This is a genomic window from Citrobacter sp. Cu231 (assembly GCF_030332265.1).
GTDB lineage: Bacteria > Pseudomonadota > Gammaproteobacteria > Enterobacterales > Enterobacteriaceae > Citrobacter > Citrobacter meridianamericanus.
Genome location: NZ_JAOWIE010000048.1, coordinates 45,088 through 67,179 on the forward strand (window position 1 = coordinate 45,088; position 22,092 = coordinate 67,179).

A 22,092-nucleotide genomic window follows, 5' to 3' on the forward strand; every position below is an offset into this window, starting at 1 on the left:
ACAATGCTCGTCTATTGGCTTGATATTGTAGGCACTGCGGTATTTGCTATCTCTGGCGTATTACTGGCCGGAAAATTACGTATGGACCCGTTTGGTGTCCTGGTTCTTGGCGTGGTTACCGCCGTTGGCGGCGGTACAATCCGCGATATGGCGCTGGATAATGGGCCAGTTTTTTGGGTTAAGGATCCGACCGATCTGGTCGTGGCGATGATCACCAGCATGCTGACGATCGTACTGGTACGCCAGCCCAGACGAATACCTAAGTGGATCCTTCCGGTACTCGATGCCGTTGGCCTGGCGGTGTTTGTAGGTATTGGTGTAAATAAAGCGTTTCTCGCCGGAACCGGGCCGTTAGTGGCGATTTGTATGGGAGTGATTACCGGCGTCGGCGGCGGGATCATTCGCGACGTGTTAGCACGTGAAGTTCCGATGATTTTGCGCACCGAAATCTACGCCACCGCGTGTATTATCGGCGGGATCGTGCATGCGACGGCGTTTTATACTTTTAATGTTTCGCTGGAAAACGCCAGTATGATGGGAATGGTTGTCACCCTGCTAATTCGGCTCGCCGCTATTCGCTGGCATTTGAAATTACCCACGTTTGCGCTGGATGATAACAGCAGATAGCAAAAAGCCGTGTCATTAACACGGCTTTTTCATTCTCGCATACTTAAATGCTGAAAGAAGAACCACACCCGCAGGTGCTTTTCGCATTCGGGTTAGTCACAACGAAGCGGGAACCTTCCAGGCCTTCGGTATAGTCAACCGCGCCGCCCACCAGATATTGCAGGCTCATTGGGTCAACGACCAGACCAACACCTTGTTTCTCAATGGTCATATCACCATCGTTTACCTGATCGTCAAAGGTGAAACCGTACTGGAAACCGCTGCAACCACCGCCAGTGATATACACGCGTAATTTCAGATTCGGGTTATCTTCGTCAGCGATCAGGCTTTTTACTTTATTGGCTGCTGCTTCAGTAAATTGCAGTGGCAGCGCTACGTCATCACTCATATTTTGCTCCAAACGACATCGGCAATTGGGTAAATTTCAACCCAATATTTTGGGCCATTATCTAATACCCTGGTATTTCGTTCAAGTATTCTCGCCCGTGGCGGCACTCTGGCTTTTTGCCGCCTGCTCCGCTTCCTGTTTCGCCAGCGTACGGGCAAGGATTGTCGAGTATAGCGGCTTCCCGCCCATAAATTGGGCTAATAGTGTTGCGCCAAGACAGGTAATAATCATTGGCAAAATGAGCTGATAGTTATCGGTCATTTCCAGTACCAGTATAATGCCCGTTAACGGCGCGCGCACCGAGGCCGCCAACAATGCCCCCATACCGGCAATGGCAAAGGTTCCGGCCTCCAGATGATAATGGGGAAACGAGGCCGCTGCCGCCATACCGAACGCGGTGCCAAGTAACGTGCCTAATGCCAACATCGGGGCAAATATCCCGCCTGGCGCGCCGGACGAGAAGCACAGCAACGTGGTAATGACGCGGGCAATAAAGATAAACAGCAGTAAACCAACGCTGAAATTCCCTGCCGCAGCGATAGGTATCAGGTTAAACCCGCCACCAGCCGCTTCAGGCGTAATTAAGCCAAGGATCCCGCACAGACCGCCGATCGCACCGCCCATCAGCACCCATTTTTTGAGATCGCCGCCGTGGAAACGCTGGAACATATCCTGAGTCCGCAACACCATGGTGTTGAACAACGGTCCGACACAGCCAAAAATAATCCCCAGGACCAGATACAACCACAGCGTGTTCACTGGCGCATTGGAGAGTTTACCAACCTCAATGAGCGGGGCCTCGCCGTTGAAAACACGAAACACAATGCTCGACATGATGACGCCGGTAAACACGGCTTTGATCGACACAAGGCTATAGCGAAACTGCGGGCGCATCTCTTCAATAATGAACAGGATCCCCGCCAGCGGAGCGTTAAACGCCGCCGAAAGCCCCGCAGCCGCGCCGGTCGCCAGCAGAGTATGCCGCGCCTCAGCGCTGCGCATGCGGAAAATATCCAGCACCATGCGCCCAATATTACCGCCAATCTGTACGGTCGGCCCTTCACGTCCGAGCACCATACCGGCACCCAGCGTACCCATACCGCCGAAAAATTTCACCGGCAGTACGCGCCACCAGCGCACAGGCCGCAGCTCTTCCAGCGCGCCTTCAATCTCTGGTATCCCTGAGCCGCCCGCTTCCGGGGCAAATTTACGCACCAGAAAGTAGCCGACCATCGCCAGCAATGCAGAGAGAATAAACGCCAGAGGCCAAACCAGAACGGCATGGTCGGCAACCTGAACCAGCGCGCCAATGCGTTGATTCTGTACCCAAGTCACCGCTTTCTCAAATGCCACGCCAACCAACCCTGTTACGGTACCAACTACCGCTGCCATCAACAGGATCGCCAACGGCGTTTTGTCTCGTTCCAGGAGTCGACGGATTTGATCCCTACGGCGTAAACGCACAATTTGCTGTGCTTCAAAAGAGGGAGTGTCTGTCTTCATCAGATGATCATTAATTGGTAATACAAATACGAAATCGGCATTCTACTCGCACATTTCACGAAAATCCCCTGCAAATCGCATTGTTTCAAATGCGTAAAACTTTCATAACCTTCGCTGAATAACTAGAATAGCCCGCATTCACTTTTTCTACGAACCAGGGCCCCATCCATGAGTAAGTCTGAAAACCTCTACAACGCAGCACGCGAACTTATCCCCGGCGGTGTTAACTCCCCCGTTCGCGCCTTTACCGGCGTGGGTGGCACTCCGTTGTTTATTGAAAAAGCCGACGGCGCGTATCTGTACGATGTCGATGGTAAAGCCTATATCGATTACGTCGGATCCTGGGGACCGATGGTACTGGGTCATAACCATCCGGCAATCCGTAATGCGGTGATTGAAGCCGCAGAGCGCGGTTTAAGCTTCGGCGCACCAACCGAGATGGAAGTGAAAATGGCGGAGTTGGTCACTGAACTCGTGCCGACCATGGACATGGTGCGTATGGTGAACTCCGGTACGGAAGCGACAATGAGCGCCATCCGCCTGGCGCGCGGTTTCACCGGCCGCGATAAGATCATCAAATTTGAAGGCTGCTACCACGGTCATGCCGATTGCCTGCTGGTCAAAGCCGGTTCCGGCGCGTTAACGCTGGGTCAGCCGAATTCTCCAGGCGTTCCGGCTGATTTCGCGAAACACACCCTGACCTGCACTTATAACGATCTCGTTTCAGTACGTGCAGCATTTGAACAATATCCGCAGGAGATCGCCTGCATCATCGTTGAGCCAGTCGCAGGCAACATGAACTGTATCCCGCCGCTGCCGGAATTCCTGCCGGGCCTGCGTGCACTGTGCGATGAGTTCGGTGCGCTGTTGATTATCGATGAAGTGATGACCGGTTTCCGCATAGCGCTGGCCGGTGCGCAGGATTATTACGGTGTCGTGCCGGATCTCACCTGCCTGGGTAAAATCATCGGTGGCGGCATGCCCGTTGGCGCATTCGGCGGCCGTCGCGATGTGATGGACGCACTGGCACCGACCGGACCAGTTTACCAGGCGGGTACGCTTTCCGGTAACCCGATTGCGATGGCGGCAGGTTTTGCCTGTCTGACCGAAGTGGCCCAACCGGGTATTCATGAAACGCTGAACGAACTGACGACACGTCTGGCGGAAGGTCTACTGGAAGCCGCCGAGGAAGCAAACATTCCGCTGGTGGTTAACCATGTGGGTGGGATGTTCGGGATTTTCTTCACCGATGCCGAAACCGTGACCTGCTATCAGGACGTAATGGCGTGCGATGTTGAACGCTTCAAGCGTTTCTTCCATATGATGTTGGATGAAGGTGTTTATCTGGCGCCGTCCGCCTTCGAAGCGGGCTTTATGTCTGTGGCGCACAGCGAAGACGATATCAATAACACCATCGACGCCGCGCGTCGGGTATTTGCAAAGTTGTGATCCATTCGCCTCGCCTGTAAAGGCGAGGCGTTTACATTACCGGCTCTGCTTTCTCAGCAGATAGATAAAGTACGGCGCGCCAATAAACGTCGACAGTAACCCCGCTGGGATCTGATACGGAAACAGCACCATTCGCCCACACCAGTCAGCAAAGACCAGCAACACGCCGCCCGCCAGCGCCGAAATCAGCATATGCGGCATCGCCCGGCGAAAGCCCATCATACGAGCAATATGCGGCGCCATTAACCCGACAAAACTCAACGGTCCAATCGTCATGGTTGCGGTTGCCGTCAGCCCCGCAGCCAACAGCAGTAACCCTACGCGCGACGGCGTGATCGCCATCCCCACCGCCCGCGCCGTATCGCCGCCCAGCGGTAATATCGTCAGCCAACGACGACACAGTGGCGTCATCGCCAGCAGGATAACCATTACAATCCCGGTGCGCAGCACCTGTTCGCCACTCGCGTTATAGGTTGAGCCGGAGATCCAGGTTAGCACCCCCGCCATCCGCGGATCGCCGCTGGCCTGCAGCATCATCAGCAGCATTGTAAACGCCGTGCTGAGCGCCATCCCTGCCAGCAACATGCGGTGCGGCGAAAAACCCCCGCGCCCGGGGGCAATCATAATGATAAGCAAGGTGGCTGCCGCCCCGAGGCTCCCGGCCGGCATCAGCCAGCCAAAGGCATTTCCGGGGACCAGAAATAACATTAATACCACGCCAAATGCCGCCCCGGAGCTAATACCTAATACTTCCGGGCTGGCCATTGGGTTTCCGGTCAGACGCTGAATAATACAGCCAGCTACCGCCAGCATCACCCCGGCAATCAGCGCTGCCAGAACACGTGGCCAGCGCCAGGGCATGAGTTCATCCAGCATCGCGCCGCTGGCCCATGTCCAGCCGTGCGCATCACGGCCAAACGCGAGCGCCACAATAACGGTCAGCAGCAATATCGCCCCACCCGCCAGCGCAAACATCAGTATATTCTGACGCTCAGCGGCGATACGGTTGCCGGCATTCATATCCGGCGCGCTCATACTCCTCAGGCGCGGCAACAGCCACAGCAACAATGGCGCGCCAATCAGCGCCGTCACCGAACCAGTGGAAACTTCCATCCATACGCGGGTCAGCCACAGAATAATTTGGTCAGAGAGCCAGAGGATTAATGCCCCAATCAGCGGAGCCAACATCAGACGCGACAGCAAACGCCGCGCGCCAAGCATTTTCGCCAGCAGCGGTGCAAACAGGCCAATAAAACCGATAATCCCGACGGCGTTAACCAGCAATGCGCTGAGAACAATCGCCAGCGACAAGGCCGCCAGGCGCGCCAGCGATAACGCCAGACCGAGGTTACGCGCTACGCCGTCATCCAGTCCCATCAGCGTCATTGGGCGCAGTAACAGCAGCGTCAGCATCACGCCGCCCAGCAACTGCGGCCACAGGCGTTGTACGCCGCTCCAGTCGGTTTGGGTTAACGTACCGCTGCTCCATAAAAACATGCTTTGCAGTTGATCGTGATGGAAGATAACCATCAACTGGTTAATCGCCCCGCAGTACAGGCTGACCACCAGCCCGGCAAGGATTAACGTCACCGGGGAAAGACGCTTGCCCCAAGCGACGCCAAACACCAGCGCCCCAACGACACATGCTCCCGCCAGCGCCGCAAATTGCGTGGTCAGGGTACCAGGAATCGCCCATAGCGTGGTGACGGTAATGCCCAATTGCGCACCGGTCGCGACGCCCAGCGTGGTTGGCTCTGCCAGCGGGTTACGCAGCACCTGCTGAAACAAGACGCCAACCAGCCCCAGTCCGGCGCCGACCAGCAGCGAAATCGCCAGCCTCGGCAGCAGACTGTAGTGGAAAACCATCTGCTCAATGAGATTGATGTTTGGTGACCAGATAGCCTGCTGCCACTGGCTGCGCGGCAACGCAACGGAAAAATTCATCCAGGTCAACCAGCAGGCAGCCACAAACAGAATCGCCAGCAGAAGGGGCGGGAAAAGCGCAATTCGTTTACTCACGCTTTGCCTCCCAGCGCATTATCCAGAATGCGGGCAAAATGCATCGCCGAGAGTGTGGCGCCATAGAACCAGACGGCAGGTACACGCTGAAAACGTCCGCTGCGGACAAACGGCATTGCTTGCCACAACGGCGTAGACATCAGCACAGCCATCTCTTGATCGTTGCCGTGGTCAAAGCACAAAACATCGGCATCCTGAAAGGCTGCCAGACGGTCAATACTCACGGCAGTACTGCCCCAAAAGTTTGTCTCGCCCTGCCAGGCGTTGGGGATCGCATATTCGTCCAGCACGTCCTGGAACAGACTGTTCGGACCAAACACCAGCATATGTCGCGAATCAAGCAAGGATGTCAGCAGCACGGGACGCGCACCGCGTTGAATAAAGCGCGGTTTCAGGCTGGCGATAAAACGATCGTACTCGGTCAGATGGCGTTCAGCAGAGGCTTGCAGATTGAACAATTGCGCCATTTCCTGCAGCGATCGTCGCGCAACGGCCAGCGGCTTTTTACCGTCACTGAAGTTAAATCCCCGGCCAGGCGCAATTCGCGCCAGCTTTTCGGGAGAAGGACCATAGCCTGCCGACCACAGCAGAAATGAGGGTTTCATTTCGGTCAGCAGTTCGAGATTGGGTTCCGTGCGTAGCCCAACGTCAATCACCGAGTCTGGCAACGGGGGCTCACTGACCCACAGCTTGTAGTTAGGGATATCCGCGATGCCATACGGCGTAATACCCAGCGCCAGCAGTAGTTCTACCGGTAGCCATTCCAGCGCCACAATGCGTTGCGTATCAACCACTGCAGCGTGTGCCGTATTCATCCGCCACAGCAGCGGCGACAGCGCCATCGCCGCAAGCAGCCGCCGACGGGTAATATGATGTAATTCAATCATTAATAGACAAAACTCACGGGTGCGGCACCAGCCGGATGTGGCAAAATGCCCATCGGGATACCATAAATCTGTTCCAGAGTTTCACTGCGCATCAGCTCAGCAGGCGACCCCTGGGCAATCATTTCACCACCGCGCAGCGCCACCAGATAATCGCAGTAGCGAGCCGCCATGTTGATATCATGCAGTACGGCAATCACCGTCAGCCCGCGCTGCTGACTTAAGCGATGCACCAGCGCAAGCACATCAACCTGATGGGCAATATCCAGCGCGGAAGTCGGTTCATCAAGCAGCAGGCAGCGGGTGTCCTGCGCCACCAGCATCGCAATCCACGCCCGCTGGCGTTCCCCGCCGGACAGGCTGTCGACCAGACGATGTGCCAGCGGTTTTAAGCCGACCAGCGAAATAGCTTCTTCTACTTTCTCTCTGTCAGCCACACCAAAACGTCCCAGTGCGCCATGCCACGGGTAGCGGCCAATCGCCACCAGTTCCCGTACCGTCATTCCTTCCGCTTGCGGCAGCTGTTGCGGCAGATAGGCGACCTTACGGGCAAACGCTTTACTGCTCCAGTTCTCCAGCGGCTGTTCGTTGAGCAGGATTTCACCTTCCGACGGCGGCTGATGGCGCCCCAGCATTTTCAATAACGTCGATTTTCCGGAACCGTTGTGGCCGATAAGGCCAGTCACTTTCCCCACAGGAAAAGTTAAAGAGAGAGGATGCAAAAGCGTGCGGCCAGGCACACGAAAGGAGACATTACGCAACGCAAAGGTGGTGTCGGGATGGGATCTGTTTTCCTGCATAGCAGCCAACTTGTAAAACGGGCACGCAAAGCGTGCCCAAAAGAAATTAGAAACGGAAGGTTGCGGTTGCAACGACCTGACGTTCTGCGCCCCAGAAGCAGCCATAGGTATTGAAGCAGCTGGCGACGTATTCGCGGTCAAACAGGTTGTTCACATGCAACGCCACGTTGGAGCCCGCCATGCCGACACGAGCCAGATCATAACGAACTAACGCATCCACCAGCGTGTAGCTCCCTACTTTAAAGGAGTTTGCCGGATCGCCATAGCTGGAGCCAGTATAACGAACGCCCGTACCCAGCGTCAGCCCGGAAAGCACGCCGTCATAAAGGGTATAATCGCCCCACAGCGATGCCATGTGTTTTGGCACCTGCGCAGGCGTATTGCCTTTGTAGTTGGTGTCGGTGGTGTATTCCGCATCGGTATAGGTATAAGAGCCGACAACGTTAACACTGGCAGACAGCGCCGCTTTCGCTTCAATTTCCACTCCGCGAGAACGAATTTCACCGCCTTCCACTGACCAGAACGATCCGTTCGGATCGGCCATCAGATTGTTGGTTTTGGTCAACTGATAGACAGCACCGGTGATCACGATTGGACGATCGTTCGGCACGTACTTCACGCCAGCTTCGTACTGCTTACCTTTGGACGGCGCAAAGATATTACCGCTTGCCCCCGTCTGGGAAGCTGGTTCAAACGACTCGCTGTAGCTGAAATACGGGGTTACGCCGTTGTCGAACAGATAGTTAACCCCACCGCGCCAGGTGAATTGCTTATCATCGCGGGAATCCGTTACGCCAGAAACACGGTTCAGAGAGTCCTGTTTAGCCCAGTCGTAACGGCCGCCCAGAGTAACCAGCACCTTATCCCATTGCGCCTGATCCTGGACATACAAGCCGGTCTGCTTCTGTTTGTTCAGCACTTTGTAAGGACCTGAAGGGCCTGGGTGTGAGCCAAAATCGAAGTCGCTACGGTCGAGGTTATAGATATCGGACGGCGCAACAGAACCCGCATAGCCAAACCAGGAGTTGATATCATTACGCATACGCATAAAGTCAACGCCGGTCAGCAGCGTGTGATCCACATCAGCAGTCGCGAACTTGCTTTGCAACTGGGTATCGACGGAGAAGTTCTGCAATTTCTCATTGTCGATAACATACTGACGAGTCAGCGTGTGATTCCATTCGGCCTGAGGAACACTGGCGCAAGGACTGTTAGCCGGATCCTTGGTATAGAGTGGATCGGAGCACATACCGTAGCCATACACGCTGTTCTGCGAGACTTTATTTTGCGCGTAACGCAGGTTCTGACGCACGGTAAAGGTGTCGTTAAATTCGTGGTCGAAGCTGTAGCCCACCATCTTCTCGTTACGAGAATAGGTATTGTTGTTCGCACCTTCGTTGAAATCGGTAGGCAGACGCTTGCCGTTCGGCAGCTCAGTCACCGTCCCTTCTTTCGGCAACCAACCGTAATAACCGGTTTCCGGCTCGTTCTGGAAGTAGGAAAGGAAGGTGAAGTTTGTCTTATCGTCCGGACGCCATGAGAAAGATGGCGCGATGGCATAGCGTTGTTCTTCTGCGCCCTGTTGCTGGGCATTCGCGGAACGCGCCAGGCCAGTTAAGCGGTAAGAGTATACGCCGTCATCATCCAGCGCATCGCTGAAATCAAAACCGGTTTGGAACAGGCTGTCAGTGCCCATCTTGAACTGAATTTCTTTCAACGGCTCTGTGGTCGGGCGTTTGCTGACCATGTTCAACAAACCGCCTGGGTTACTTTTTCCGTAGAGAACGGAAACCGGACCGCGCATCACTTCGGCACGCTCCAACATATACGGGTCGATCACGGCATCATTGTAGAAATTGCCCTGCATTTTCAGGCCATTCAGATAGTTATTCTGACTTTGGCCATCAGCAGCGAAGCCACGGATGATCAGGTAATCATACGTATTCGATGCGCCACGAGTACCCACTGCCACACCAGGTGTGTAGCTGAGCGCCTCTTTTACTGATTTCGGCTGATGCAACGCCATCTCTTCGGCGGTGACCACTGAAATAGACTGAGGAACTTTTTGAATCGGTGTGTCGGTTTTGGTCGCCGTCGCTGACTGACGAGCAGCAATCGTCGCCGCGGGGCCCCATGCGCTTTCTTGTACGGCAGGTGCTGCGGTGACAGTGATGGTTTCTTCTTTCGGTTGAACCGCCGCCTGTGCATAGACAGACATGCCGCTAACCGCTGTGGCTACCACGACTGCGATTTTACGCAGCGATGAGTTTGGCTTAGCAGTTTTAAAACGCGCCATTGGTGTTTCTCTGATGAAAGTGAATGATAACGTAAACGAGAATTATTATTATAACGATGAGAATAATAGGCCAAAATTTGATGCGATAGCAAGCAATACAGCCCCCTACCAAAACTAAGGGCTCAAGAAATAACCAGATGAAAATAAAGGGTTAATAAAATAAGCTGGAATGTTGAGTCAAAGAAACCCCCCGGTTTCAGGGCAAGCAGAGGCTGGCTTTAGCGATAATACACTTCAAAGGTTGCCACTGCGCTGACCTGCCCTCCCTTCACAGTTCCGGTTTTGGCATAACGCGCTTTCAGCGGAATCGTGACAGACTGATCCTGCGTAGTCTGCGCAACCGCCGTGTAGTTTTGATCAAACCGAAGAACATTATCGTGGCTATCCAGAATTTGAATACCCACCCCGCTGGCGGCATTGTCACCATTAGCAATATTCAAAATAGTGCCGTCCGTCACACCGGTTGAGCCTGCAGAAGTAAACTGATAGTCAACTTGAATCCCGGCATCACAATTATTTAACTGGATTTTAAAACGATCGTCCGAAACGACTTTTGAGACATTATTCGTAAACTCCCCAGCGGTAATATCATTTAATGGCACCGTAATATTTTTTTCTGTTAGCTCGCAGGTTTGTGATTGTACAAAAACGCTTATATCGGAAAAACGCAGTTTCCCCATCACCAGATTGTCATATTTCCAGTCTGCATAAAGCCTTGGGGTATGCACAACGCCACCGCCAGAATAAACGGCACCGGTTACCACAAACTGAATAATGGCATGAAGCTTTATGGGATAGTAACCATCTGATTTACGTACTTTGGAACTGCCCATATGCCAGAGGCTAATTAATGCCCCCTCATTTAATGTTGCGCTGGTATTATTCGCCCAGGCAGCGCGAAAACCAATCCCCGGAACATTCGTTTCATAAACCCCCTGGAGTGGATTATCTGGTCTGGCATTTTCTGGCATTAAACCATTATTGTATCCTTGATAAATATCGCCGTCGGCATCACATGTCACCGCAATCGAAGCGCTTGTGGCTTCTGCCGTGTAAATAATAGTTCCTGGCGGTGCATCACTATTCACAATCAATTGAGGAATGGTAAAATTCACCTCCGCTGGATTTCCTCCACCACCAGAAAAATAACACGAGGCCAATACTGCCGGTGACAACCAAAAGGATAAAAATGCTATTAAAATTAGTATACTGCATCTTATTTTTTGTGAGTTCATTCGCTAGCCTTCCGTTATTGGCAATTCACTGTAGCCGTAAGAATTCCTGCGCCTACGTTCTCCGGCACGCTCACGCGTCCCGAACATTTGGTCTGTGCGGTATTTCCCCATTGCGCCTCAAAACGTTGCGTTCCTTTGAGCCCTGTGACATACGCTTCACCATCATCGCCGACGATTGATGTCGTCCCGTCCATACTCACCACTGCGCCAAACGGCACCACGCCCTGGCCATGCCGCAGCGTCAGCAAGGCCCGTTTCCCCGAACGGGCACTAAAGTGAGCCGCCACCACCGCGCCTTTCGTGGGAACCACATCCACAGAAGCATCCTGAATATCCAGATCGTCACGCCCCACGGTATTCACAGTGACAGTATTACGCCGATAGTTAGTTAAATTCGGTACGATCGCATTACCCCAGCGATCGGTGTATATCCCCTGCGCATTCTGTATTTTAACGTGGTCACCATCGGCGATATGCACCAGGGCGAAGGCATCCTGAATTGACTGCCCGAGCGTAATCCCCTGCGAATGCGCCACCACAGATCCTTGCGCGCTATAGCCCCACTGCTTGCTATTTTTCTGGTAGCTGTAATTGGCGCTGAATTCACCCGCCGAAGCCCGATAGCGTGACGAGAGATACGCCCCATAGCCCACGTTGTTATCCGTGTAGGTTTGCTGGAGGTTGTAATTTAAATTGTTGTTTTCCAGCAATGTACCGTTAACGCCAACCTGATGTGACGTGTTGCCTGTTTTCGAACTCGTCAGGTTATACGTGCCCCAGGCATTCGGCAGCCAACGCGAAAGCGGGACGTTAATCGATACTGAAAACTGCTGGTCGTTATCCGTCGACGGCGTTTTGGTGAGGCTGTAATTCAGCGACCAGTTCACGCCCTGCCAGCTGCTGCTGTAGCCCATGCTGACGCTGCGCTCATGGCCTTGCATTCCCCAGTAGTCCTGCTGATAAGCGTTGGCATACACCGATCCCCAGCTCTGTAACGACTGCGACACGTTCAGTTGCAGGCGGCTGCGACGGTTGTAGCTGTCGCGGTAGCTGTAGATGCTGTCGTCGTCATAGCGACTATTTCGCTGGTCGAGTGCCTCCTGAAAGGTATAAAACCCGGACGTGGAGTAACGATAGCTGGCTAACGTGACCGTGGTATCGGTCAGCGGAAAATCTTTGGCGTACTGCACGCGCCACGACTGGCCGCTGGTATCAGAGCGACTGTCGTCAAAAGCCGTTTTGGCCATGGTTAAATCCATCGACAGCGAGCCCAAATGATGTAAATCCGCCCCGATACCGACCAGCCCGGCATGGTACATTGACGCGCCCTGCACACCGCCGTAAGCGGTAATGCCATACGGCAAGCCGTAAATCAGCGTTGCCTGACCAAATTCTGGTTTCTCATGGCTATCCGTATCGCGATATTTCCCCATCGCCAGGCTGTATTTCAACGCGCCATCACGCTGCATGATCGGCACCGAGGAGCTCGCCTGAATAAAGCTCCTTTCCGTGCCATCGGCTTCCGTCACAGTGACTTCCAGATCCGCCCCTGCCGTCACCTGCGCTAAATCACGGATTTCAAATGGGCCCGGTGAAACGTTTGTCTGGTAAACGGTGTAACCATTTTGCTTAACGGTCACTTTGGCATCGCTGTTGGCGATGCCACGAACGACCGGCGCAAATCCCTGCAACCCGCTGGGCAGCATGCTGGTATCCGTTTCCAGCTTCATACCCGTCATTTGCACGCTGTCGAACAGTTCACCATTGGTAGCGGTTTGCCCAAACTGAAGCTGGCTGCGTAAGCGCTTGATATCACGGGAAAGCGTCGTACTAATGGATTGCCAGCCATCATCATTTCCCCAGTTACTGGCGTTACGCAAACGCCAGGGGCCGATATTCATTCCAGAATTGAAGCTCGCCCAGTTGGATACATTGCTGTCGCCGTTCAATTGTTGATGCGTCCCCGAGACATAGTAGCTCGTCCACAGCGCCGGAATGCCGTCATCCCAGGAAGCGGGGTTGCTTTCCCCCGACATTTGCCGGTCACGGTATATCTGAGGGATGCGTAATTGCAGTACCTGGGTCTCCGGGTTGAAGTCATCGTGTGCATCGGCGATATATTCGCTGATATCGCCCAGCAGCGTATTATCATCAATATTATTTAATGTCGGTATGGCATCCACTTTCACACCGAGCTCGCGCCATTCTGCTTTGGTCAGTTGTGGAATCAGTTTTTTATTATCTTTTGAAAGGAGGTAATTTATATTTCGCTTATCAATTCGGTCCTGATCCCAGACAATCGATGTTAAATAACGCCCGGGTGATAACCCGTTATGCTGTAAATAAGATTCAAGCGCCCCCGTATTTTCCAATGGTGTTCCCGTTTCCAGAACATCGAGATTAAAATAATCCTCGGCATAGACTGCACCACTCATCGTAAATAAAGCCAATGTCAGCGAATTGAGGGCCAGTATCCGAACAGTATGATGAGAAGCCATAAATACCACCCGTGATAAATCAATAGTTGATTTACAGCGACTGTTTGTGCTGCCCGGTTTCTGAACCGAAATCATTAATTGCAGTCCAGACCACATCCCCTTTCACCGATGATGATAAAGGGAAACGCTGCTCGCCAAACGGCGCGACCATCATCGCTAATGCAGAAGGTGTTTTCCCATCTGCAGCGGGTTTAATTTCTTTTCCAGCAACGGTGAGTTGGCCAAAAGTGACGTAAAATGGCGTAGGATTCTTCACGATAAGCTGGTTTTGGCTGCGACTAAACTGCAGTGACTGCCAGGCGGTTTTAGCCTCGCTCTCTTTCAACGATACCGGGCGGTAGAACAACTTTAATTTGGTTTTAATGGCAAATTGCAGTGTATTATTATCACGCAATGCTTCAGGTATCGCAGAAACAGATTTAACATTTGCCATATACAATGATTCACGATCCTGAGGGACAGAAGATTGACTGCCGGTATAAACGACATGCAACAATGTCTGATGATTTTCATCGAGTTTATAAATTGGCGGAGTAATAATAAAGGGGGCTTTGCTGTCATCAATATTACTCACCCAACTGTGCACGAGGTAGCGCTTATCATTATCCTTATTTTTCAGGGCAACCTGAACCTCTGCCAGATTAGCAGGATAAATAACGCGAGTTCCCCCCAGTACAACACCAGCATGGGCAAGATGAATCCCGATAGTGAAAATAGCGGTTAATGCGATAATAAATCGTTTCATATTTCCATTCCATTGAAATACTGGCCCAGCCTGGGCCAGGTTAGACAGGTACTAACGGTAAAGCAGGGTGTAAGTAGCTTGTGCCGAGTAATCACCGGCGGTCGGCGCAGTGCTACCAACCTGAATCACTTCAGCCTTATAGTTAAATATTACGTTCCCAACGTTGGCCTTATTTAGCGCGACATCCGGTTCTGAACCATCAAATTTCACATAATTACTGCTCCCTTCAGGCAGCATACGAACCCCGACATTCTTTGCCTCTCCTCCAGGCTGCAATACTTCCTCGTTGTATCCGGGGATGCTTGCCCCATCAAACTTGATATTGAGGTTTTGAACCGCCTCATCACAACCCGTGATGGTGATGGCAAAAGATTGCGAATCGCCAACTTTCTTATCTGCGCCGAACGCAGTTTTTGACAACTGATTAAAGGTAACCGTCCCCTCTCCTCCAGCGCCATTGACATCGACTACGCAAGAGTCAGGGACAATCTTCCCGGTAAAAGTAATGCTTCCCGTATCAACAGCTAACGCTGGGGCCACAATCCCTGCCAACATACCGCCCATGAACAAGTCGGTGAGAATTTTTTTGCACATAACGCATTCCTTACATATGCTCATAAAAATCAACATTAAAATAAATGGATTGCATCAAAGGAAATACAGAGTCTGGCTGCAAATGATGATGAGCAATATATTTCCATGAATATTATACAAACATCAGATCTATCAACATCAAAATATTCCCTTTGATGATTTATCATACGAGGATAAACGAATAAAAGCGAATAGCCTTCCCACACACAGTGAAATAATATAACAATCAACACATTGATTAAATTAAGAATATCCCCATAAATTATTTATACTTAATTCAACATTAAGAAGATAAAAATACATACACCAAAAGAATACTTTAGATGGATTTAATTATTTCCATTATGGAATTTACTGTAAAATGCAACCAGAAAACGAAAACAAAAAAAATTTAACGTTTAATTGTCACAGAAATAAATACAAAAAAATTATTGTTTATGATTGGCACATAATAATCGAATCGATTTTCAATACTATTTGCTTTAAAAACTGGAGGTTAGTCAGGAAGCGGCGTAAAAACAGGGATGTCAAACAGGGGGAAATCCCCACATCAGCACGCATTGGCATCATGCTGATATGGGAGAAAGTACAACGGTAGCGAGATTAATTCCCGCCAAACATATCCTTAATCCAGCCCGCTACGCCATCGCTGTCTTTCTTCTCTTGCTGCGGTGGCTGCTGTTGCTGCTGTTGCTGCTGCTGCGGTTGAGAAGATTGATCGAACGGATTTCCGGTCGGCTGCTGCATCATTTCACCCTGCTGACACAGTGAATCAGGATCGGTAGTCCAGACCGGCAGCGTGCGCATACCGCCGCTACACACGAAGTTACCATCGTAGTCCACGCCCATATCCACCACATCTTCCGGCGGCGTCAGCACCAGCGGCGTTGGCGTTTGGTTAGCCAGATAACGCTGATAAATCGACATTGCACCGCTGGCACCGTACAGCTTGGTTGGCTGGTTGTTATCACGTCCCACCCAGGTGATGGTCACCTGGCTGCCGTCGATCCCGGCAAACCAGGTATCCACGTTGTTGTTAGTGGTCCCGGTTTTCCCTGCCAGATGCAAGCCTGGATATTTCGCGCCAAGCTGACGACCCGTACCACGCTGAACCACCTGCTGCATGGTCCACAGCGTCATATACGCCGCCTGTGCTGGCACGGCGCGCTCGGCCTGCGGGAAGCTCTGATACAGCACGGTGCCATCTTCAGCAATCACCGAACGCAACGCCGACAGCGGCGCGCGGTTGCCGCCGCTGGCGATAGTCTGGAACGCCTGCGCCACTTCGATCGGCGTCAGGTTCAACGCCCCGAGCAGCATGGCCGGAACCGGGTGGAGCTGATCCTTCGGCACACCCAGTTTAATCCAGGTATCAGTCACAGCAGGCAAGCCCAGCGCCATCCCCAGATTTACCGTCGGTACGTTCATGGAGCGGGTTAACGCATCCACCAGCATCACTTTTCCGCTTTCGCTATAGCGACGATCATCGTTCTGTGGCGACCAGACCTGTCCGTTCGGCTGACGCAGCGCAATCGGCGCATCAGCAATCCAGGTATTCAGGCGATACAGTTTCGGCTGACTGAGCGCGGTCAGATAAGTCGCTGGCTTTGCCAGAGAACCAATCGAACGACGCGCCTGCATCGCACGGTTATAGCCCGCAAACTGCGGTTCTGCTCCACCAACCATGGCACGCACTTCGCCACTGAAGCGGTCAACCACTACAATCGCGGTTTCCAGATCGCTCAGCTTACGCTGTTTCTTCAGCACCGGAATGCCTTCCACCGCCGCTTTTTCCGCAGCGTCCTGCGCCACGGAATCAAAGGTGGTGAAAATCTTCACGCCGGAGAGATCTTTAACTTTATCGCCCAGCTTCGCCTGGAGCTCCTGACGCACCATCTGCATAAAGGCTGGCTGCGGCGAGATCACTCCACCACGCGGCTGTACGCCTAACGGACGCGCGCTCAGCATGTCATACAGATCCTGGTCGATAATCTGCTGCTGTTGCAGCAAACGTAGCACCAGGTTACGACGCTCCAGCGCCAGCTTCGGGTTACGCCATGGGTTATAGATTGACGCCCCTTTAACCATCCCCACCAGCAACGCCTGCTGGTCGAGGCTCAGTTCTTCCACCGGACGACCGAAATAATAGAGGCTCGCCAGCGGGAAGCCGCGAATTTCATTATCGCCGCTTTGACCGAGATAGACTTCGTTCATGTACAGCTCAAGAATGCGATCTTTGCTGTAACGCGCATCCATCAGCAGCGCCATGTAAGCTTCGTTGGCCTTACGCCAGTAAGAACGTTCGCTGGACAGGAACAGGTTCTTCACGAGCTGCTGAGTCAGCGTACTCGCCCCCTGCACCGTGCGACCGGCCGTCAGGTTGGCCAGCACCGCACGACCAATCGAGTAGAGGCTGACGCCATCATGCTCATAGAAGTGACGGTCTTCGGTTGCCAGTAGCGTATCGACCAGCAGATCCGGGAATCCACTGCGCGGGACAAACAAGCGCTGCTCGCCATTAGGTGAAGAGAGCATGGTAATCAGGCGTGGATCGAGACGGAAGAAACCGAACTGGCGGTTGTTATCCATATTCTCGATGGTGTCCAGATGATCACCGTCAAAGGTCAGACGCGCGCGCACCTGCCCTTCTTTACTGTCCGGGAAGTCAAACGGACGACGAATCATCTCAATGCTTTTCGCCTGCACGGTGAATTCGCCTGGACGCGTCATCTTCGTTACCTGACGGTACTGCGTGGCTTCCAGCAACTTCACCATTTCGTTCTTGCCGATCGGCATTTCTGGCTCAAGGTTAACCATGCGACCATATACTGCAGCAGGAAGCTGCCAGACTTTACCGTCTATACGGCTACGGATTTTTTGGTCCAGATACACGCCGTAAATGGCGATCAGCACCAAAAAAACAATCGACAGTTTTACCAGCAGCCAGAACCAGCCGCGTTTACCACGAGGCTTACGCCCTTTGCCTTTACCCTTACGCGGCATCGGTTCTTCATCCTCATAGTCATCATCATCATAATCGTCGTCATACTCTTCATCTCTGAGTTGACGACGGCTCACCTTTTGTTTCACCGGACGCGAGGGTTTCCCTTTACGTCCAATTGGCTCGCGGTCATTCCCCGCCATGCTTTTTCTCCGCAACATTCAGGCGCAAAGGCCGATTCTCAGTTCTTCCGCCCTGCGACAGAAGAAGAAATCTCTCAAATTATGAATACTTTTTGGTGCGCCGCGTTGGCGCGGTATTCGCCGGATCGTCCGGCCAGACATGTTTGGGATAACGCCCTTTCATCTCTTTTTGCACCTCGCGGTACGATCCCTGCCAGAACGCGCTTAGATCGCTCGTCACCTGTAGCGGTCTTTGGGCCGGAGACAACAGCTCCAGCACCAGCGGCACGCGTCCCTGGGCGATAGTCGGAGTGTTTGCTTCACCAAACATTTCCTGCATCCGAACGGCCAATACAGGAGGATTATCCTCATGATAGCGAATGGCAATCCGGCTTCCCGTTGGCACAGTGTAATGCGCTGGCAGTTCACTATCCAGACGTTGCAGCATTGACCAGTCCAGCAAACCTCGCAATGCCTGACCCACATTGAGTGCTTTTAACGCGCGTAAAGAGTGCACACCGCTCATGTGTGGCAGCAGCCAACGCTCCAGCGTCTTCAACAGAGAATCCTCATCTACCGCGGGCCAGTCGTACTCCGGCAACCAGATTGCCGCACATTGCAAACGCAGCCGAAACTGCTCGGCCTCCGGTGTCCAGTTGAGCACACTTAGCCCTTTATCGCGAATACCATTCAGCATCGCCTGATGCAACTCCTCTTCCGAGGGCTTGGCCAGTGGCTGCACTTTTAGCGTCAACTGGCCTATCCGCGTACGGCGCAGTGCTTTTAACGTTCCCTGGGCTTCATCCCATTCGATGGTGTCGGACTGTTGCAGCAGTTCAGGACACCTCTGCATCAACACTTCAATATCCAGCGGCAAGGCCAGTAAAATACGCGCATCTGGTGACGCGCTGCCTTGCAATAACAACGGCGCAATCAACCATTCATGGCGTCCAAGAGCGTCATCGGCATCCAGCATTGCCCCCATGCCGTTGGCCAGTTGATAGCGTCCTTCTTGTCCACGTCGACGCGCGATCCGATCGGCAAACGCCTGCGCCAGCAACGAGGGGAGCAGCGCGCTGTCTGGCTGCCCGCTGCGAACGTTAAGCCGTTTCAGTAATTGTTGACTACGCTGCTGCCAGACGGGCTGATTTCGTGAAAACACAACAGCCAAATCGCTACTGCCACCGCGCGGCGGCTCTTCCAGAATTGCTGCCAGTTTTGCCGCCGATGCCGCTTCATCGTCACTGTTGGTGCTAACCAGCATAGCCGCTAAACGGGGATCGTTACCCAACGCCGCCATTTTTTGCCCCGTGACGCTGAGCCTGTCGCCCTCAAGCGCGCCCAGCATCTGCAACAGCCGTTTTGCTGCCTGCAGGTTGATAGCTGGCGGCGTATCCAGCCAGTTCAACTGCGCAGGATCGGTGCATCCCCATTGCAGCAGTTCCATCAACAGTCCGGACAGATCGCTCTGTAATATCTCGGGTTCTCCCTGCGCCGCCGCTCTTTCGGCCTGCTCTTTGGCAAGCAGATGCAGACAGATACCGGGCTCCAGACGACCTGCACGCCCGGCTCGCTGGATCATCGATGCCTGGCTAATGCGCTGGGTAATCAACCGCGTTAAACCGGTGCGCGCGTCATAGCGCGCCACTCGCTCCTGGGCGCAGTCGACCACCAACCGGATGCCTTCAATCGTTAAGCTGGTTTCGGCAATATTGGTCGCCAGCACCACTTTGCGCTTACCTTGCGGCGCGGGCAAAATCGCCTGACGCTGCTCGGCAAGCGTCAATGCACCGTATAGTGGACATAGCAGCACATCACTGCCCACACGTGATGTCAGCTGTTCCTGCACGCGCAGGATTTCCCCCACGCCCGGTAAAAACAGCAGCAGCGACCCGCTTTCATGGCGCAAGAATTCTGCCGCCGCTATCGCTACCGCTTCATCAAAACGCAGGTGTGCCGCCAACGGCTGATACCGCCGTTCAACAGGAAATGCCCGGCCTTCAGAGACAATCGTCGGCGCATCGGGTAACATCTGCTGCAAACGCCCATTATCCAGAGTGGCGGACATGATCAACAGCTTCAGGTCGTCGCGCAGCCCTTGCTGCACATCCAGTAACAGCGCCAGCGCCAGGTCAGCTTGCAAACTCCGCTCGTGAAATTCGTCGAGGATCACCAGCCCAACGCCCGACAACTCAGGATCGCGCTGGATCATGCGCGTCAGGACACCTTCCGTCACCACCTCAAGGCGGGTCTGCGGCCCTACGCAGCTTTGCGCACGCATCCGGTAGCCGACAGTCTCACCAGGCTTTTCATTCAGCAATTCCGCTAATCGTTGCGCCACATTACGCGCAGCCAGACGCCGAGGCTCCAGCAAAATAATGCGCCCCTTGATGCCGCGGTGCTCAAGAAGTCGCAACGGCAGCCAGGTCGATTTCCCGGCACCAGTCGGCGCCGTCAGCAAAACCTGCAACGAGGCATCAAGGGCGGTAAGCAGTTCAGGCACTACGGCGGCAACGGGCAACGACGTCACAAATGGCTCCAGAGGGTTAACATTCTTCGCGCTGCATTGTAGCATCGCGTTAATTCATAACCGAGTATCCATCATGACTGAGCCAAAAAGGCTGTTCTTTGCGATTGAATTGCCAGGCGAGGTTCGGGAGCAGCTCATCCACTGGCGGGCCGCGCAGTTTCCCGCTGAAGCGGGTCGTCCCGTCGCCGCTGATAATCTGCATCTGACGCTGGCCTTTTTAGGCGACGTCAGCGCGGAGAAACAGCAGGCGCTGTCACAGCTTGCCGGACGTATTCGCCAGCCGGGTTTTACCCTCAAACTTGATGATGCCGGACAATGGCTGCGCTCGCGGGTTGTGTGGCTGGGAATGCGTCAGCCGCCGCGCGGCCTGCTGCAACTGGCGAATATGCTGCGGGCGCAGGCCGCACGAAGCGGGTGCTACCAAAGCCCACAGCCGTTTCATCCACATATCACGCTGCTGCGCGATGCGGGTCATGCGGTATCTCTCCCCGCACCTGGCTTTGGCTGGTCATTTCCGGTCACGGAGTTTGTGCTGTATTCCTCTTCACTATCGCGGGGACGCACGCGTTACACGCCACTGCAACGCTGGATGCTGACTGAATAATCAAAGGGACTGTTCATGCAATTTTCTCCACCTTTACAACCTGCCACGCTCATCCTGCGCTATAAGCGTTTTTTAGCGGATGTGATTACACCGGATGGCACAGAGCTAACATTACACTGCCCCAATACGGGAGCGATGACCGGATGTGCAACGCCGGGGGACACAGTCTGGTATTCGACATCAGAAAATACTAAACGGAAATATCCCCATACCTGGGAATTAACACAAACGCAAAAGGGCGCTTTTATTTGTGTTAACACGCTGTGGGCCAACAAATTAACGAAAGAAGCTATTGAGAATGAGCTCATTTCAGAAGTTTCAGGCTACAGCACCTTGAAAAGTGAAGTAAAATACGGCACCGAAGGAAGTCGCATCGACTTTTTGTTACAGGCGGATTCCCGACCTGACTGCTATATTGAAGTGAAATCAGTCACGTTGGCGGAAAAAGATCAGGGTTATTTTCCCGATGCCATTACTGAACGAGGTCAGAAACATCTTCGGGAATTGATGAGCGTAGCGGCTGAAGGCAAGCGTGCCGTGATATTTTTTGCGGTGTTGCATTCAGCCATTACACGGTTTTCACCCGCGCGTCATATCGATGCTAAATATGCGCAATTATTAGTTGAAGCACAGCTTAAGGGGGTAGAAATTCTGGTTTATAAAGCGGAACTTTCTGCCCATGGTATGACTCTTAAAGAGCCATTGCCCATTACCTTGTAATGGTGTAAACATTTGGTTAATTAGTATTCTGGGCGCGTGGGCAAATACGCTTTTCCTCACAGGGTTGTCAAGTGTTA

General features: G+C 53.2%; 17 protein-coding genes. 4 read left to right on the top strand and 13 right to left on the bottom strand.

The annotated features are described in order from the left end of the window. Positions 1-3: 3 nt before the first annotated feature. Entirely contained in the window at positions 4-627 is a 624-nt protein-coding gene (locus OGY15_RS21255; protein WP_151216786.1) for a TRIC cation channel family protein, read from the top strand. Between the two features lie 43 nt (positions 628-670). On the opposite strand, the gene erpA is transcribed toward OGY15_RS21255, so the two are convergent. Genes erpA through clcA form a run of 3 tightly spaced genes read right to left on the bottom strand, consistent with a single transcriptional unit; the run spans position 671 to position 2,518 of the window. Beyond that, positions 671-1,015 carry an iron-sulfur cluster insertion protein ErpA gene (erpA, locus tag OGY15_RS21260; protein WP_003018581.1) on the bottom strand — a complete coding sequence of 115 codons (345 nt, stop codon included), beginning with the start codon at positions 1,013-1,015 and terminating at the stop codon, positions 671-673. Beyond that, complete coding sequence (yadW, locus tag OGY15_RS21265) at positions 1,008-1,073, bottom strand: small protein YadW (RefSeq protein WP_122973801.1); 66 nt, start codon at positions 1,071-1,073, stop codon at positions 1,008-1,010. The genes erpA and yadW overlap by 8 nt, the downstream gene beginning before the upstream one ends. A gap of 23 nt (positions 1,074-1,096) precedes the next feature. Then, on the bottom strand, positions 1,097-2,518 hold the full coding sequence (gene clcA / locus OGY15_RS21270) for a H(+)/Cl(-) exchange transporter ClcA (RefSeq protein WP_151224580.1): 1,422 nt from the start codon (positions 2,516-2,518) through the stop codon (positions 1,097-1,099). Positions 2,519-2,686: 168 nt separating this feature from the next. On the opposite strand from clcA, the gene hemL reads away from it, so the two are divergent. Then, entirely contained in the window at positions 2,687-3,967 is a 1,281-nt protein-coding gene (hemL, locus tag OGY15_RS21275; protein ID WP_286540979.1) for a glutamate-1-semialdehyde 2,1-aminomutase, read from the top strand. Positions 3,968-4,003: 36 nt separating this feature from the next. Here the strand turns inward: hemL and fhuB are convergent, their stop codons facing one another. The 10 genes from fhuB to hrpB all read right to left on the bottom strand — a co-directional run bounded on the left by fhuB (position 4,004) and on the right by hrpB (position 20,691). Continuing rightward, complete coding sequence (gene fhuB / locus OGY15_RS21280) at positions 4,004-5,986, bottom strand: Fe(3+)-hydroxamate ABC transporter permease FhuB (RefSeq protein ID WP_286540981.1); 1,983 nt, start codon at positions 5,984-5,986, stop codon at positions 4,004-4,006. After that, a complete protein-coding gene (gene fhuD, locus OGY15_RS21285; RefSeq protein WP_151216783.1) occupies positions 5,983-6,873 on the bottom strand; it encodes a Fe(3+)-hydroxamate ABC transporter substrate-binding protein FhuD in 891 nt (296 codons plus the stop codon). The genes fhuB and fhuD overlap by 4 nt, the downstream gene beginning before the upstream one ends. Continuing rightward, on the bottom strand, positions 6,873-7,670 hold the full coding sequence (gene fhuC, locus OGY15_RS21290; protein WP_286540983.1) for a Fe3+-hydroxamate ABC transporter ATP-binding protein FhuC: 798 nt from the start codon (positions 7,668-7,670) through the stop codon (positions 6,873-6,875). Before fhuC ends, fhuD begins: the two co-directional genes overlap by 1 nt. Positions 7,671-7,716: 46 nt before the next feature. Next, a complete protein-coding gene (gene fhuA / locus OGY15_RS21295; protein WP_278238241.1) occupies positions 7,717-9,966 on the bottom strand; it encodes a ferrichrome porin FhuA in 2,250 nt (749 codons plus the stop codon). Between the two features lie 218 nt (positions 9,967-10,184). After that, positions 10,185-11,201 (bottom strand): fimbrial protein, encoded by a 1,017-nt coding sequence (locus tag OGY15_RS21300; protein WP_286540985.1) that lies wholly within the window; start codon positions 11,199-11,201, stop codon positions 10,185-10,187. Between the two features lie 14 nt (positions 11,202-11,215). Further along, on the bottom strand, positions 11,216-13,699 hold the full coding sequence (locus tag OGY15_RS21305) for a fimbria/pilus outer membrane usher protein (protein WP_286540986.1): 2,484 nt from the start codon (positions 13,697-13,699) through the stop codon (positions 11,216-11,218). 31 nt (positions 13,700-13,730) lie between these two features. Further along, positions 13,731-14,444 (bottom strand): fimbrial biogenesis chaperone, encoded by a 714-nt coding sequence (locus OGY15_RS21310; protein WP_286540987.1) that lies wholly within the window; start codon positions 14,442-14,444, stop codon positions 13,731-13,733. 51 nt (positions 14,445-14,495) lie between these two features. Further along, on the bottom strand, positions 14,496-15,038 hold the full coding sequence (locus tag OGY15_RS21315) for a fimbrial protein (protein WP_151216777.1): 543 nt from the start codon (positions 15,036-15,038) through the stop codon (positions 14,496-14,498). 603 nt (positions 15,039-15,641) lie between these two features. Next, complete coding sequence (mrcB, locus tag OGY15_RS21320) at positions 15,642-18,182, bottom strand: bifunctional glycosyl transferase/transpeptidase (RefSeq protein WP_286540988.1); 2,541 nt, start codon at positions 18,180-18,182, stop codon at positions 15,642-15,644. 79 nt (positions 18,183-18,261) lie between these two features. Beyond that, positions 18,262-20,691, bottom strand: coding sequence for an ATP-dependent helicase HrpB (hrpB, locus tag OGY15_RS21325; RefSeq protein ID WP_286540989.1), 2,430 nt, complete (start codon positions 20,689-20,691; stop codon positions 18,262-18,264). A 73-nt stretch (positions 20,692-20,764) separates the two neighbouring features. On the opposite strand from hrpB, the gene thpR reads away from it, so the two are divergent. Continuing rightward, entirely contained in the window at positions 20,765-21,295 is a 531-nt protein-coding gene (gene thpR, locus OGY15_RS21330) for an RNA 2',3'-cyclic phosphodiesterase (protein WP_286540990.1), read from the top strand. Positions 21,296-21,310: 15 nt separating this feature from the next. Beyond that, a complete protein-coding gene (sfsA, locus tag OGY15_RS21335) occupies positions 21,311-22,015 on the top strand; it encodes a DNA/RNA nuclease SfsA (protein ID WP_286540991.1) in 705 nt (234 codons plus the stop codon). Positions 22,016-22,092: the final 77 nt, after the last annotated feature.